Origin of the sequence: Mesorhizobium sp. INR15 (assembly GCF_015500075.1) — a bacterium.
In the GTDB taxonomy this organism is placed as follows: Bacteria; Pseudomonadota; Alphaproteobacteria; order Rhizobiales; family Rhizobiaceae; genus Mesorhizobium.
Window position 1 is genome coordinate 4,480,829 of sequence record NZ_CP045496.1, and the last position, 12,562, is coordinate 4,493,390.

The 12,562-nt window shown below is 61.6% G+C and carries 13 protein-coding genes and 1 tRNA gene; 6 read left to right on the top strand and 8 right to left on the bottom strand.

What is annotated here, in order from left to right:
* Positions 1-21: 21 nt before the first annotated feature.
* Positions 22-933 carry an alpha/beta hydrolase gene (locus tag GA829_RS21850; RefSeq protein WP_195174722.1) on the top strand — a complete coding sequence of 304 codons (912 nt, stop codon included), beginning with the start codon at positions 22-24 and terminating at the stop codon, positions 931-933.
* A gap of 18 nt (positions 934-951) precedes the next feature.
* Here GA829_RS21850 and GA829_RS21855 read toward each other — a convergent pair whose 3' ends face one another.
* Both GA829_RS21855 and GA829_RS21860 read right to left on the bottom strand, forming a co-directional pair.
* A complete protein-coding gene (locus tag GA829_RS21855; protein WP_195174723.1) occupies positions 952-1,347 on the bottom strand; it encodes a rhodanese-like domain-containing protein in 396 nt (131 codons plus the stop codon).
* An 82-nt stretch (positions 1,348-1,429) separates the two neighbouring features.
* On the bottom strand, positions 1,430-2,044 hold the full coding sequence (locus GA829_RS21860; protein WP_195174724.1) for a TetR/AcrR family transcriptional regulator: 615 nt from the start codon (positions 2,042-2,044) through the stop codon (positions 1,430-1,432).
* A gap of 100 nt (positions 2,045-2,144) precedes the next feature.
* Here GA829_RS21860 and GA829_RS21865 point away from each other — a divergent pair, with 100 nt between their 5' ends.
* Entirely contained in the window at positions 2,145-2,891 is a 747-nt protein-coding gene (locus GA829_RS21865; protein WP_195174725.1) for a 3-oxoacyl-ACP reductase family protein, read from the top strand.
* 252 nt (positions 2,892-3,143) lie between these two features.
* On the opposite strand, the gene GA829_RS21870 is transcribed toward GA829_RS21865, so the two are convergent.
* On the bottom strand, positions 3,144-4,484 hold the full coding sequence (locus GA829_RS21870) for an IS1182 family transposase (protein ID WP_195174571.1): 1,341 nt from the start codon (positions 4,482-4,484) through the stop codon (positions 3,144-3,146).
* 103 nt (positions 4,485-4,587) lie between these two features.
* Between GA829_RS21870 and GA829_RS21875 the strand changes: the two genes are divergently transcribed.
* Positions 4,588-6,468: a L,D-transpeptidase family protein gene (locus tag GA829_RS21875; RefSeq protein ID WP_195174726.1), complete on the top strand. Its 1,881-nt coding sequence runs from the start codon at positions 4,588-4,590 to the stop codon at positions 6,466-6,468.
* Between the two features lies 1 nt (position 6,469).
* Here GA829_RS21875 and GA829_RS21880 read toward each other — a convergent pair whose 3' ends face one another.
* The 5 genes from GA829_RS21880 to GA829_RS21900 form a co-directional block, all read right to left on the bottom strand.
* Positions 6,470-6,856, bottom strand: coding sequence for a hypothetical protein (locus GA829_RS21880; protein WP_258052354.1), 387 nt, complete (start codon positions 6,854-6,856; stop codon positions 6,470-6,472).
* A gap of 162 nt (positions 6,857-7,018) precedes the next feature.
* Positions 7,019-7,795, bottom strand: a complete 777-nt coding sequence (locus GA829_RS21885) for a lysozyme inhibitor LprI family protein (protein WP_258051820.1) — start codon at positions 7,793-7,795, stop codon at positions 7,019-7,021.
* A gap of 48 nt (positions 7,796-7,843) precedes the next feature.
* The gene (locus GA829_RS21890; RefSeq protein ID WP_195174727.1) at positions 7,844-8,101 is read right to left on the bottom strand and encodes a PepSY domain-containing protein; all 258 of its coding nucleotides are present in this window, start codon (positions 8,099-8,101) and stop codon (positions 7,844-7,846) included.
* A 576-nt stretch (positions 8,102-8,677) separates the two neighbouring features.
* A tRNA-Val gene (locus tag GA829_RS21895) sits at positions 8,678-8,752 on the bottom strand.
* A 125-nt stretch (positions 8,753-8,877) separates the two neighbouring features.
* Positions 8,878-9,564, bottom strand: a complete 687-nt coding sequence (locus tag GA829_RS21900) for a phosphoglycolate phosphatase (RefSeq protein WP_195174728.1) — start codon at positions 9,562-9,564, stop codon at positions 8,878-8,880.
* A gap of 152 nt (positions 9,565-9,716) precedes the next feature.
* On the opposite strand from GA829_RS21900, the gene rpiA reads away from it, so the two are divergent.
* The 3 genes from rpiA (at position 9,717) to gor (ending at position 12,562) form a co-directional block, all read left to right on the top strand.
* Entirely contained in the window at positions 9,717-10,448 is a 732-nt protein-coding gene (gene rpiA / locus GA829_RS21905; protein WP_195174729.1) for a ribose-5-phosphate isomerase RpiA, read from the top strand.
* On the top strand, positions 10,435-11,058 hold the full coding sequence (locus tag GA829_RS21910) for a DUF2059 domain-containing protein (protein WP_195174730.1): 624 nt from the start codon (positions 10,435-10,437) through the stop codon (positions 11,056-11,058). Before rpiA ends, GA829_RS21910 begins: the two co-directional genes overlap by 14 nt.
* Before the next feature lie 112 nt (positions 11,059-11,170).
* Complete coding sequence (gor, locus tag GA829_RS21915; protein WP_195174731.1) at positions 11,171-12,562, top strand: glutathione-disulfide reductase; 1,392 nt, start codon at positions 11,171-11,173, stop codon at positions 12,560-12,562.

Consider the following 12,562-nt stretch of genomic DNA (forward strand, 5'->3'; position numbering starts at 1 on the left):
ACGAATGGATGGATTATCACTATGGCATCATTCGGATTGAAGGTCATCCGGGGTGTATTCGGTGCAGCTGAACATGTCGCGCCGCGCCTGACAGGGCGCGCTGCGTTCGAACTGTTCTGCCGCACGCCCAATGTCAAGGCGCTAAGTGACGGCGAACGCCGCGCTGTCGACCGCGCCGCCGATTTCATGGCTGAGGCGCGTCATCACCGGCTGAAAACGAAGACCGGCTGCGTGATGGTGCACGAATTCCGTCCGGAGCCGGGCAGGACGGCGGCTGGCACCATCCTTGTCATTCACGGCTGGCGTTCGCGCACCGAATACATGCGCGCGCTGATCGAAGGCTATCGCACGGCGGGCTACAGGGTCGTCTCACTCGATCTGCCTGGCCATGGCCATTCGCTTGGCCGCCGGCTGACCATGGTCAATGCGGTGGATGCGGCGAGCCATGCGGGCGAATGGTTCGGACCCTTCGCGGCGGTCGTCGGCCATTCATTCGGCGGCGCCGTTGCCGCCAATGCGTTGGTCGGTTCGGTAAAAGACATTCCGCCACTGGCTGCCGAGCGGCTGGTGCTGATCGCGGCACCAAGCTCATTGCCGGCAATCTTCGCTGACTTCAGCCGCATGCTCAATGTCGGGCCGCGCTCGCAGGTGGCCATGGCTGACCGGGTTGAGCGTCTTGCCGGCCGGCCGCTCAAGGAGTTCGTTGGCGACCGCCAACTGGCCCGTACATTGGTGCCGACGCTGGTGATTCATGCACCTGACGACCGCGAAGTATCGGCGGAGCATGCTAGGAACTACGCCGCCGCCGGCGATCACGTCCGGCTTTACTGGGCGGACGGGCTCGGCCACCGCCGTATTCTCGCCGACAAGAGTGTTGTCGGACACGCCGTGGGCTTTGTAGCCGATCATCGGGAGCCGGCGCTGCTGCACTGAATCTCCCGACAACCAGGTCTATTTCTTCCTGGCTGCGGATTCGACCGGCAGCCCGGCGGCCTTCCAGGCGGTGTAGCCACCAAGGATATGTTTCACCGGCGACAGTCCCATGTCTTGCGCCGTCTTGGTGGCGAGTGCCGAGCGCCAACCGCCGGCACAGAAGAACACAAAGCTTTTGCCCGAGGCGAAGAATGGCTTGTGGTAAGGGCTTTCCGGGTCGATCCAGAATTCCAGCATGCCGCGCGTGACGTGCTGAGCACCAGGGATCCTGCCGTCTCGTTCGACTTCGCGGGGATCGCGCAGGTCGACGAAAATAGTGCCGTCATCGTCGAGCAGATCAGCAGCTTCTTCCGGTGAAACCACTTCTATCTCGGCATTGGCCTCGTCCAGCAGCTCGCGATATCCCTTTTTCACCGGTCATTCCTCTCGATCGCAGCATCTCTGGGGCAGCGTGTCTGGCTGGCAGACGAATTTCGATCATACCTGCCGGCGTTTGTCACGCCGCACCAGTGCCGACCATTGTCTGCCATGCCGCCATCGCTCCGGCTACCGTCGCCAGCAGGGCCGTGCAGGAGGCGCCGTCGCGTGCCTGGATCGACATGCCGTGCTGAACCGTGGCGAAGAACGTGGCGGCGGCGGCAGAATCAAACCCGGACGGCAATTCGCCCTCGGCAACGCCCCGCTCGAGACGCTGGCGCAGGGCTGTGTGATTTTCAGCGCGGCGGCGGCGCAGATCGTCGCAGATGGCGCCGCGGGTGCTGTCCTGGTGCAGGGCGCCAAGCGTAATCAGGCACCCTTGCGGACGATCCGTCTGCGAATAGGCCCTGGCGGTCCTTTGCAGGAAACGTTCGATCGCCAGCCGCGCTGTTGGTGCTTCCTCCAACGCAAGCCAGATATCGGCACCCTCAATGCGCGTGTAGAGATCGGTCGCCTCGAGGAACAGTGCCTCCTTGCTGCCGAACGCAGCGTAGAGACTGGGGGAATTGATGCCCATTGCCGCGGTCAGGTCGCTGATTGAAGCTCCTTCATAGCCGCGCGCCCAAAACACATCCACTGCGTGCCGCAAGGCTGCGGTCCGGTCAAAGGTGCGGGGGCGGCCTCGTTCGGGCATGGCGCTCTTTTCTGTGTTGATCGATACATAAATCAGTTGACGCAGCCAGGCAAGCCTGACAGGTATTTATGTATCGATTATTACAGAAAAGGATACATCGATGTCAGCAAATGAATTGAGCGGCAGGGCCGCGCTGGTCACCGGCGGCAGCAGAGGCATAGGCGCAGCGATTGCGCGACGGCTGGCGGCCAATGGTGCAAGTGTCGCTTTGACCTACGTGAATGGCGAGGAGCAGGCTCGCGCTGTCGTCGACGGGATCAAGAGCGGCGGCGGTTCGGCGATCGCGATCAAGGCCGACAATCGGGACGCTGCCGCCATCGAGAAAGCCGTTGACGACACAGTGGCCGCTTTCGGCCGGCTCGACATCCTGGTCAACAGTGCCGGCATCTGGCGAGCCGCCCCGCTCGAAACCATGTCGCTCACCGATTTTGACGAGACCATGGAAGTCAACCTGAGAGCCCCGTTCATCGCCTCCAAGGCAGCGTCGGCATATATGGGCGAGGGCGGCAGGATCATCTCAATCGGAAGCAACCTCGCCGAGCGGGTGACCGACGCCAACCTGACCGCCTACTCGACCAGCAAGGCGGCATTGGTCGGGTTGACCAAGGCGCTGGCTCGCGACCTCGGCCCACGCGGCATCACCGCCAATGTGGTTCATCCTGGCTCGACTGACACAGACATGAACCCGCAAGGTGGCCCGCACGCTGAACATCAGCGGCGGAAAATGGCGACGCCGCGGTTTGGCGATGCCAATGATATCGCCGGCATGGTTGCCTGGCTCGCGGGTCCGGAGGGACGGTTTGTCACCGGCGCCGCCTTGACCATCGATGGTGGCGCCAACGCCTGATCCGCTAGGAATTTCCGGACCGGGGCGGAAACATAACCGCTCCGGCCGTCACGATGTTGTGAAACCGTTCTGCAACAGGCGTTCCAAAATTTATGGAAGCTTAACGAAATCAGTATGAATCGGTATAGTCACGCCTTACATCCGCCATGCGGAGAGCGAGATCGTCTAGGAGCCCGTCCAGTTAGCGTTCCGGTCGGGTTCATTTCATTAGATAGTCTGATTGCGACAGGCTCTCGGGTGACGATAGCCTGGTCAGGAGGCCCTGAGGAGGCTTCCCAGCTTCACGAGGTTGTGGGCGGTGCAGATAATCGCCCATTCGGCACGCACGTTTGCCAGTCCCCGCAACAGGAACTGGCGGAAGCCGCGTGCCTGCTTGATCTGCCCGAACACCGCCTCCACGATCTGCTTTCGCAGTCGGTAGGGGGTCTCGAAGCCGCCGTCGGCGATCTTTTTTCTCATTGCCTGTGTCAACGGTCCGCCGCCCTTGCCGTTGTCGGCGGTGGGGTGTTTGGCGCGTCCGGTGGCGATGTAGCCATCGATCCCGCGTTGGTCGAGGCTGGCGAGGTTGACTTCGCTCAGATAGCCGCTGTCGGCGGACGCTTGCTCCGGTTTGCGGCCGAGATTGGCTTGGATGCCATCGACCAGCGGCACCAACTGGCCATAGTCGCTCGTGCTCGGCGTCAACCCGTGTGCAACGATGATCTGCGCTTTGCCGTCGACGGCCGCCTGCGCGTTATAGCCCTGGATGAAACCATCCTTGGTTTTGAGAATGCGGCTTTCAGGATCGGTGAAGTTGCGCTGGGCCTTCGCGGCGGGCTCGTCGGATGGCGCAGCCGCGGGCTTGCCGGTCTTCTTGCGGCCCTCGGCCTCGCGGCTCTTCTGCTTCTCGGCCTCGATGCGGCGCTCCTCGTCGGCCGCGGCCTTCGCCTCGGCCTCCAGTTCAGCCTTGGCCTGGGCGATCCTGGCGATCCGCCTCTGTTTGTCGGCGACCCAGCCGGGCAGTTCGTCACCTCGTTTGTTGCCGTGCAGCTTGTCCTCTTCGGCATCCGCCGCCTCAGCGGCGGCCAGCCAGCGATCGACCTCCGCCTGCAACTCGGCTTGGCGCTTCTTCATGTGCTGATAGCTCATCGCCTTGTGTTTGGACGCGTTCGCCTTGATCTTGGTGCCGTCGAGCGCGACATGCCCGAGCCGCACCAGCCCGGCCTTCTCGGCCAGCTTCAACACCTGCACGAACAGCCCGGCCAGCTGTTTGAGGTGCCGCTTGCGGAACTCGGAAATGGTACGGAAATCCGGCGCATCCAGCGCCGCGATCATCATGAAGTCGGCGCGCTCAACGCACGCCTTGGCGATGCGCCGGGAGGAATAGAGGCCGCTCGCATAGCCGTTGAGCAGCAGCGCCACCATCAGCCGCGGATCGAACGGCGGCTGGCCAAGCGCACTCCTATAGCTGCTGGTAATCTCGCTCAAATCGAGGCTCTCCCGCACCAGATCCACGATGAACCGTGACAGGTGGTCCCTCGGCACAAAATCCTGCACGCTCGGCGGCAACAACTGCGGCTGATCAATCTTCCACGCGCGAAAATGCTTGCTCATGGTCGCAATTAGAATCAGACTCGTGCCCAATTGAACAGCGACTACTCGGACAGGCTCCTAGCAGCGCGGAACGGGAACCGGCTATGGCCGGAGCGGGTGATCGATGAAATTCCTCGGAAAAAAAGCAATCGTGATGCCGCTCGTGGCGATAACGGCAACGTTGGCTTTCGGTGCGCCTCAGGCGGGTGCGCAAGGGCTGTTCGACATGCTTTTCGGCGGTGGCGTGAAACACGCACCGCAAGGTGAATTTCCCCCGCCGCCCAAGCACAAGCCGAAGGTGCCCGCAGGGGGCGGCGGCGGTGTGAAAATCAGCAGCCCGTCCTATTACACTTACAAGGCCGACAAGCTGGTGCGCGTCGACTTTTCGGCATTGGCGGCAGCACCGCAACCCGCGACGCCGCAGGATGCCGCTTTCGTGCCATCGGCCACAGGCACAGCGTTCCGCGACGCGCTTGCCGGTTTGAGTGACTACGAGCTCTATGCCGAACCAGACATCGCCAAGGCGCTTGTCGCCTATTATTCGGCCAATCCGGATTTCATCTGGTTGTCGGGAACCAGCCTCAATGCCCGCGCGCAGGATGCGGTGCGCGTGCTTGGCGAGGCCGCCAGCTATGGTCTGGCGCCAGCCGACTACACCGTCGACGTGCCCGCCACCGGCACGTCAGCGACTGACGCCAATGCGCAACTGAAGGAACTCGTCCGCTTCGAGATGGCGCTCTCGGCGCGCGTGCTGCGCTATGCGCAAGATGCGCAGAATGGCCGCGTCGAGCCGAACCGCATGACCGGCTATTACGATTTCCCGGCCAAGCCGCTCGACCTGCAAGGGGTGCTGAAGACGCTGGCCCATACCCAGGAAGTCCGCACCTATCTCGAATCACGGCATCCGCAGAACCCAGAATACCAGGCGCTGCGCGTCGAACTGGAATCGTTGCAGGCCAGCGCCGAGAACGAAATCGTCGTCGACCCCAAGCTTTTGCTGAAGCCCGGCGAAACCAGCCCTGAACTGCCAAAGTTGCTGAAGCTGATCGCGCGCGATCTCGATGATGATACGGGCGGCGCTTATGGCGAGATCCTGGCAAGGCTGGGCACCAGCGAGTTCTACGATCCGGAACTGGTGCCGGTCATCAAGATGGTGCAGCAGAAAGCCGGCATGAAGGGCGACGGCGTCATCGGGCCGCGCACCGTGGCATCGCTGGCCGGAACGTCCAAGGCCGACAGGTTGCTGAAGGTGGAAGTGGCGCTGGAAGAACTGCGCTGGCTGCCTTCCGATCTCGGCAGCCCGCGTGTCTTCATCAACCAGCCAGCCTTCACGGCGAGCTATATAGACAATGGCGAAGAGAAGCTGAAGACCCGTGCCGTCATCGGCAGGACGACCAATCAGACGGCGTTCTTCTATGACCAGATCAAGCAGGTCGACTTCCATCCCTACTGGGGCGTGCCGCAGTCGATCATCGTCAACGAGATGCTGCCCAGGTTGCGCAATGACCCCGGCTATCTCGATCGCGCCGGGTACGAAGTGACCGATGCGAAAGGCAAGCGCATCCCGTCTTCGGCGGTCAATTGGGGCGGCTATGGCGCCAATATTCCTTACAATGTGCGCCAGCAGCCAAGCGAGGCCAACGCGCTGGGCGAACTGAAGATCCTGTTCCCCAACAAGCATGCCATCTACATGCACGACACGCCGCAGAAGTCATTCTTCAAGCAGGACATGCGCGCGCTCAGCCATGGCTGCGTGCGGCTGCAAGATCCGCGCGGCATGGCGGCTGCCGTGCTTGGACAATCGGTGGACTATGTCGCCGAGAAGCTGAAGCACGGACATTCCACCGAGGACGTGACACGCAAGATCCCGGTCTATGTCGCCTATTTCACCGCGTGGCCGGACATGTCGGGCAATGTCGAATATTTCAGCGATGTCTATGATCGCGACTCCCGGCTGAAGCAGGCGCTGGACGCCACCGAAGCGGTGCGTACGCCCTCGAGCTGAACTACAGCTCTGGCAGCGGCCGCCGAAAGCCGGCGTCCCGCCCGGCAATCAGCCAATAGACCAGGCCGGCGACGAGGCCGGCACCGGCGATGACGCCATAGTCCGCCCAGCGATAAATATTGACGTCCGACACGGTCGTTGGCCAGATCAGGGCGAAGCCGGCAGCCGAGGCTGCCGCGCCGAACAGCATGTGCAGCCAGACCTTTCGCAGCGAGAAAAACTCCGCGATCAGCGCGAAGATCAAGGCTTGGGCCCCGGTCAGCGCGATTGCCAGGAGAAAGATGAACGGGACGAGTGCGGCCACAAAGAAAAGGGCAACCGGGGTCATGGTCGCCAGGACACCAAAATACTCGGGCGTACCGGGCAGCGTGCTCAAGATAAGATAGATCGCCTAGATGGCGATCAAGCCAACGAGCACGGCGACGAAATAGCCGGCCAGCATCAAAAGAATGCGCTTGATTACATGTTTGGCCGCCATACCCACCCCCGTGCGTTGCCGGCGCAGTCAGCCATCAAAGACGAAGTGGCGCAAGGAGGTTCCGGCGCGTGCTCAGGCGCCGCCGCACATATGCTGCGAATCGGGCAACGCCCACGAGCCCTTAACCGCGAGATCGATGCCGTAATAAATTCGGCCCCGCTCATCGCCATCGGGGCAATCTCTCGGGATTGACATCAGGCACATGACAACCGCGTCGCTCACCTTCGAGCTTACAAGGCCAGGCTCGCGGTCATAGGATACCGCGGTGCCACCGTTGACAAAGGTTGCCGCACTTCCGCTTTCCGGGCCGGCGGTCTCCAGCGGGTCGTCACCGAGCCGCGCGGTCAGCGACTTGACGTGCGTGAGGCCACATTGCCCGATCGAGCCGGGCAGGGGCTGTTCCGCGTTTTTGGGCGCGCGTGACGCCGTCTCGAGCGCTTTCTTGCCGATGAGAGCAACGTTGTAATCCTGCACCCATGATGGCGCGCTGCCATAGGTCTGCAACGCGTTGTTCTGCGCGCTGGCGATGCAGGCCGCATCATCCCTGCAGGCGTTGCGGTCGACAATCAACGCGCGCGCTATCTTGCGCTTGTCGCCGCCGAATGCCGGCTCGAAATCCTTGAAGGCCTTGGAAACCAGTAGATCGATGGCCGACAGTTGAGGGTCCGCGCAGATTGTCTTTTCCGCTGGCAAGACGGCCTTTCGGCAATCAAAGGACGGCCCATCAGCCCACGCGGGAGAATGTCCCAAGATGAAGCCGGCCAGAGAGACGGCGACCGGCAACCAAGCACGAGCGCGATTGAAAGGCAGCATCCCGACACCGTGTGCTGATGAAACGATCACCCGCACCTTAGAGAGAAAAGCATCCGGGCGGAATGCGGTCAGGCGAAATCAGGCTCACTTGGGGTCGGCTGTTACCGGATCGTAGGTGATTTCGACTTTCGCCTTGTCGGAGGTGTAGTAGGTGATCGTATAGGCGCCGTTGTCCCAGTCGACCTCTTTCACATAGCGAAAGCCGTCACGCTGCTCGACCTTGGCAAGGATTTCCGACAGCTTTTTCGCGTTCGGCGGCGGCAGTGGCTTATCGTCCGCTGCAAAGGCTGACCCACCGCATAGAAGAATAGCCACACTCGTCGCCAAGACAAATTTCGACATGGTTTTCCCTCAGGTTTTGTCGGAAGGAAACTCGTTTGCCGCTAGATTTGTTCCGTCGAGCACCAGCCCCATTCACGGATCGTCTAAAGGCGCACCAGGCTGTACGCCGTTTTCGACGCAACTGACGTCGGCCTCGTCGCTACTGATATGCCGACCTCCACAGCAGCGCCCTCGCGAATTTCGCCGTTGATGGCCGGATTGCATGCCAAAGAACCATGATGCAGCGCTTTGACATGGGCGGTCATAGTGATCGCCAGTAGTTCATTTGGAGGGTCAAATGCGCATGCGTCCTGCCGTCGTCCTCGTATTCTCGGCGCTTTCGATCCCCGCCGTTTCCATGCCTGTGCGGCAAGCCGGCCCTTTGGAGCCCGAAACGCGACACCGTTTATTGCACCGACGATCACATCGATGAAGGTGCGTAACGGCTCCGACGTGTGCCAATTCCAGAGCTATACGAGCTACTCAAGCGCCTTGAATTTCGCCCAGAAGAACTTTGGGGGCGAGGAAGCGGACCGCGGCTGCTAGATGGACTGGTGCCGTGGGTGAGGGGGCAAGCCGCGATTTCAGGAAAGTCGATGGTGGGCGATGCAGGGATTGAACCTGCGACCCCACCCGTGTGAAGGGTGTGCTCTCCCGCTGAGCTAATCGCCCGCTCGTTGCCCGAAGGCCAAGCGAGCCGCGATATAAGGGAGGCATGCCGGTGAAGTCAAGGCGATCCAAGGCGTTCTTGACGACGATCTATCCGGTGCCCCTCAGCCAATATTGCGGCTATCCGGTCAGCGTCCAGCGGCGGCGGCGATGAGCCGTTCCGCAAGGTCCAGCGTCAGTGCATCGAAATGCGAGATCACCGCCGAGGGCTCGAATTCGCGCACATGACGGTCGGTGTAACCGAAATCGACCGCTACCACCGGAATGCCAGCGGCTTTGGCGGTGTCGATGTCGGTTTGCGAATCACCAACCATCAGGGCGCGATGCGGATCGCCGCCGGCGAGCGCGATGGTTTCGGTGAGATGCCGTGGGTCCGGCTTGCGGAAGGCGAACGTGTCCTGGCCCGCGATTGCCGCGAAATGTTTCGTCAGGCCAAGCGCTTCGATCAGCGCCAGCGAATTGGCCTCATATTTGTTGGTGCAGATGGCCAGGAGATAACCGGCGTTTTCGAAGCGCGCGATCGCTTCGACGACACCGGGGTAGGGGCGCGACTTGCCTGGAATATTACCGGTATAATGATCGAGGAAAAGCTTCAGCAGCCGATCATGCTCGTCAACCGCCAGCGACTTCTGCTGCGCGGCATGGGCGCGTTCGATCATCACCCGGCCACCCTGACCGACAAAGCGCTTGAACCCGACCTCATCGACGGCTCCGATGTCGCTCGCGGCCAGACTGTGGTTCAAACTGTCGAGCAGGTCCGGTGCTGTATCGATCAGCGTACCGTCGAGGTCGAACACGATAATCGGGCGAGCCATGATGCGTCCTATGACAAACTGTATTGCCGCAGGCGATAGCGGCTGTGGCTTGCCTAGGCAAGCCGGCTGAGGGCGGATGCGGCCAAGGGCTTTGACCGGGCTGGCAAAAATGCTAGGAGCCCAAAACAGCAGGCTCCGGGGCAATATACAGGATGGATGCGAAATATCTGAAGGTTGAGGCGGCGCGCGCTGCCCTTGCCCATGTGACCGACGGCATGCGCCTCGGCATCGGCACGGGCACGACCGCCGAAGAGTTCGTACGATTGCTCGCCGACAAGGTCGCGACAGGGATGACTGTCATTGGTGTGCCGACATCCGAGCGCACCGCATCACTTTGCCGCGAACTCGGCGTTCCGCTCTCGACGCTGGAGGAAACACCAGAACTCGATCTCACCGTCGATGGCGCCGACGAGGTCGACCCCGAACTGACGTTGATAAAAGGCGGTGGCGGGGCGCTGCTGCGCGAGAAGATCGTCGCGGCGGCATCCAACCGCATGATCGTCATTGCCGACCGCTCAAAGATGGTTGAGACGCTCGGCCGTTTCCCACTGCCGATCGAAGTCAACAAATTCGGTCTGCGCGCGACGGAAATCGCGATCGGAGCGGCCGCCGAAAGGCTCGGTCTTTCCGGCCCGGTTACATTGAGGATGACGGCGGGCCAGCCTTTTGTTACAGACGGCGGCCATTTTATCCTCGATGCATCTTTTGGCCGCATTCCGGATACAAGAGCGCTTTCGAATGCTCTCCATGCCATTCCGGGCGTGGTCGAGCATGGTCTTTTCATCGGGCTGGCGTCAGCGGCCATCATCGCCGGCGGCGATGGCATTCAAACCGTCCATGCCGCCCGAAAAACAGGGAGTTCTATCAACCATGATGTTGCATAACCGGGTTCGCCGCTTTTCCGCCATTGTGGCGGCTTCAGCCGTTTTTGCCTTTTCTTCGCCGGCCTTCTCGCAGGATGTCACCGAAGGGCATTTGAAGGCGGCGCGTGCCGCTGTTGCCGCGATCCATGCGACTGACCCGTTCGACAGCATCCTGCCGCAGGCGGCAGCCGCGCTCGAGCAGCAGCTGATCCAGAAGAACCCTGACATGCAGGAACTCATCGGCAAGACGATTACCGAAAAGGCTCTGGCCTTGGCCTCGCGCCGCACCGACCTCGAAAAGGAATCGGCGCTAGCCTATGCCAAGGTGTTCTCTGAAAAAGAGCTCACCGATATCGCCGCTTTCTACAATTCCGATTCCGGCAAGAAGCTGCTCGACAGTGGCCCGGCCGTGACGCGTGACTTGGTGAAGGCCGCCGAGATCTGGCAGAACGGCCTTGCCCGCGATCTTGCCCAGCAGGTTGGCGAGGCACTGGCGGCGTCAGCCAAAGCCAACGCGCCGGCAGCGCCCGCCGCCCCGACCGATGGTGCGGCGGCCCCAACAGATGGTGCGGCAGCTCCAGCTGACGATGCCGCCCCGGCTGATGGCGCGGCCCCCGCCGACGCCAATTGATCTCAGCGGTTCCACCGCAAAGAGTCTAGGGAAGCCCGGCTTGTCCGGGCTTTTCTTTTGGCGCTTCGCGGCCTACCTGTCTCATACATTTTGAAGCACGAGGAGCCGCGTCATGGCCGGGTATGACTACGATCTTTTTGTCATTGGCGGCGGTTCCGGCGGGGTGAGGGCGGCGCGCGTGGCCGCCGCACTCGGCAAGCGTGTCGGTATCGCAGAGGAGTTCCGCTATGGCGGCACCTGCGTCATCCGCGGCTGCGTGCCGAAAAAGCTCTATGTCTACGCTTCGCAGTTTCCCGAGCATTTCGCCGATGCAGCCGGCTATGGCTGGACGGTGCCGGAGGCGCATTTCGACTGGCAGACACTGGTGGCCAACAAAGACCGCGAGATCAGCCGCCTTGAGGCCATCTACGAGAAGAATGTGCAAGGGGCCGGCGGCGAGACATTTCATTCGCGCGCCATGCTCGTCGACCCGCATGTCGTGCATCTGCTTGGCGAGGACCGCACCGTCACAGCGGACCAGATTCTCATCGCCACCGGTGGCCGCCCGGCGGCGCATCCGGCACTGCCCGGTCACGAACATTGCATTTTTTCCAATGAAGCCTTCGACCTGAAGAAACTGCCGAAGGCCATCATGATCGAGGGCGGCGGCTATATCGCGGTCGAATTCGCCAACATCTTCCATGGCCTCGGCGTCGAGACCACGCTGGTCTATCGCGGCAAGGAGATTCTTAGCCGCTTCGATATGGATCTGCGGCGCATGCTGCACGAGACGATGGAAAAGAAGGGCATAAAGATTCTCTGCCACGCGGTGTCCGAATGGATCCGAAAGCGGCCGGATGGCCGTCTCGATGCGCTCGTCACCGGCGGCAAGGTGCTCACGGTTGACCAGGTCATGCTCGCCATCGGCCGCATTCCCAACACCGAGAACATGGGCCTGGAAGGCGTTGGCATCGAGATGAGCGCCGCCGGTGCGATCCAGGTTGATCAATATTCGCGCACCAATATCGACAATATCTGGGCGATCGGTGACGTCACCAACCGGGTGCAATTGACGCCGGTGGCGATCCACGAGGCAATGTGCTTCATCGAGACTGCTTTCAAAGGGAATCCGACAGCACCGGACCATGAGACGATCGCCACCGCGGTGTTCTCGCAGCCTGAGATCGGCACGGTCGGCCTGTCGGAAGATGATGCCGTCAAACGCTTCGACGACATTGAGATCTATCGCGCGACATTCCGCCCGATGCGGCACACACTGTCCGGCCGCGACGAGAAGATGCTGATGAAACTCGTGGTCGACGGCGCCTCGAAGAAGGTGATCGGCGCCCACATACTCGGCCCGGATGCCGGCGAAATGGCACAGCTTCTCGGCATTCCGCTGAAGGCTGGCCTCACCAAGGATGATTTCGACCGTACCATGGCGGTGCACCCGACAGCGGCGGAAGAACTCGTCACCATGTACAAGCCGACCTACAGGGTCAGGAACGGCCAGCGCGTCGATTGA

Bases quoted from the DNA above. Each gene is read 5' to 3' on its own strand.
- GA829_RS21850 (WP_195174722.1), top strand. From the start codon at position 22: ATGGCATCATTCGGATTGAAGGTCATCCGGGGTGTATTCGGTGCAGCT.
- GA829_RS21860 (WP_195174724.1), bottom strand. From the start codon at position 2,044: ATGCCCGAACGAGGCCGCCCCCGCACCTTTGACCGGACCGCAGCCTTG.
- GA829_RS21865 (WP_195174725.1), top strand. From the start codon at position 2,145: ATGTCAGCAAATGAATTGAGCGGCAGGGCCGCGCTGGTCACCGGCGGC.
- GA829_RS21870 (WP_195174571.1), bottom strand. From the start codon at position 4,484: ATGAGCAAGCATTTTCGCGCGTGGAAGATTGATCAGCCGCAGTTGTTG.
- GA829_RS21875 (WP_195174726.1), top strand. From the start codon at position 4,588: ATGAAATTCCTCGGAAAAAAAGCAATCGTGATGCCGCTCGTGGCGATA.
- GA829_RS21890 (WP_195174727.1), bottom strand. From the start codon at position 8,101: ATGTCGAAATTTGTCTTGGCGACGAGTGTGGCTATTCTTCTATGCGGT.
- GA829_RS21900 (WP_195174728.1), bottom strand. From the start codon at position 9,564: ATGGCTCGCCCGATTATCGTGTTCGACCTCGACGGTACGCTGATCGAT.
- rpiA (WP_195174729.1), top strand. From the start codon at position 9,717: ATGGATGCGAAATATCTGAAGGTTGAGGCGGCGCGCGCTGCCCTTGCC.
- GA829_RS21910 (WP_195174730.1), top strand. From the start codon at position 10,435: ATGATGTTGCATAACCGGGTTCGCCGCTTTTCCGCCATTGTGGCGGCT.
- gor (WP_195174731.1), top strand. From the start codon at position 11,171: ATGGCCGGGTATGACTACGATCTTTTTGTCATTGGCGGCGGTTCCGGC.